This is a genomic window from Arsenophonus sp. ENCA (genome assembly GCF_002287155.1).
Lineage (GTDB): Bacteria > Pseudomonadota > Gammaproteobacteria > Enterobacterales > Enterobacteriaceae > Arsenophonus > Arsenophonus nilaparvatae.
The window spans coordinates 1-906 of record NZ_NHNG01000396.1 but is presented as its reverse complement, the minus strand read 5'-3'; the positions used below and the strand labels follow the sequence as shown (position 1 = coordinate 906).

2 protein-coding genes and 1 pseudogene are annotated in these 906 nt (G+C 37.3%); 1 reads left to right on the top strand and 2 read right to left on the bottom strand.

Annotated elements, in window-relative coordinates; all coding sequences use genetic code 11:
* A partial coding sequence (locus CBG25_RS10390) for a hypothetical protein (protein WP_290604058.1) occupies nucleotides 1-197 on the bottom strand: 197 nt, incomplete at its 3' end.
* 48 nt (nucleotides 198-245) lie between these two features.
* Nucleotides 246-464, bottom strand: coding sequence for a hypothetical protein (locus CBG25_RS10385; protein ID WP_290606501.1), 219 nt, complete (start codon nucleotides 462-464; stop codon nucleotides 246-248).
* A 215-nt stretch (nucleotides 465-679) separates the two neighbouring features.
* Between CBG25_RS10385 and CBG25_RS10380 the strand changes: the two are divergent.
* Nucleotides 680-906 (top strand): annotated as a pseudogene (locus CBG25_RS10380) (IS5/IS1182 family transposase); the annotation flags it as partial.

Sequence of the window (906 nt, the reverse complement as noted above, 5' to 3'; positions counted from 1 at the left end):
CTTTTTTTGTCTATAGAAGGTTCAACTAATCGCCATAGGTCTTTAGGGCGGAAACATCTACTTTTTAACCATCGGCTAACCGTGTCATGAGATAAAGGCGATGGGCTGACTTCTGATAACGCCAAACTAGAGTATCTTACACTGCTTACTTGCAAGAATATTTTATAGATATCTTTAATGCATGGATAACCGGACAAAATATGAACATCCTGATTTTTTCTTGTTTTTAAATTTATACTTCTTTTTTAGAGACTGCGAAACTCGTGTCGGCTTAGGTTTTTCGAGGTGCCCAATTGCCTGAATGGCGGAGGCGTATCGGTATGTTCAATATAGGCATATTCAACAAAATCATAACTATTTATTTTATCCGCTAAACGTTGTAGTTCATCTAATGGCAAATTGTCTGCTTCTTCAACGTAGCAAATACCAGTAAGGTTTTGGCAATTAATCAGCTGGTTTTTCATTGTTAGTAAATCATCATCAACAATAGAATAGTAATTAAAATTATTTAGAAAGCAATCCTTTAATATTGTAGGTTTTAAAATTAATTTATTATTATCTTTTCTTTCATGGATAACAGATTTATTAAATTTTATAATAAAGGGCACCTCGAAAAACCTAAGCCGAGTTTGATTTTGCTGATAAAGTTATCGGAAGCTGGTCTACTGAGCTAATCACCATGAAGAAACGCAGCGCCATTAAGAATGACCTCTTTGCAAACCAGTATCACCAACAGACGATCGACAAGTTGGGTGACCCGCTGGTCAAGATCGAAACCGGTATAGACTTTGCGCATCTAGCAGCAGAAATCGACCATGTGGTACCGCGTCCTGTCAGCAAAAAAGGCGGACGTCCACCATTTCCAACAGAGACCATGGTTCGCATTTTAGTCTTAAAGCGTATCTA

What these genes read in the sequence shown, in the direction of transcription:
- CBG25_RS10385 (WP_290606501.1), bottom strand. Translation starts at nt 464, where the DNA reads ATGAAAAACCAGCTGATTAATTGCCAAAACCTTACTGGTATTTGCTAC.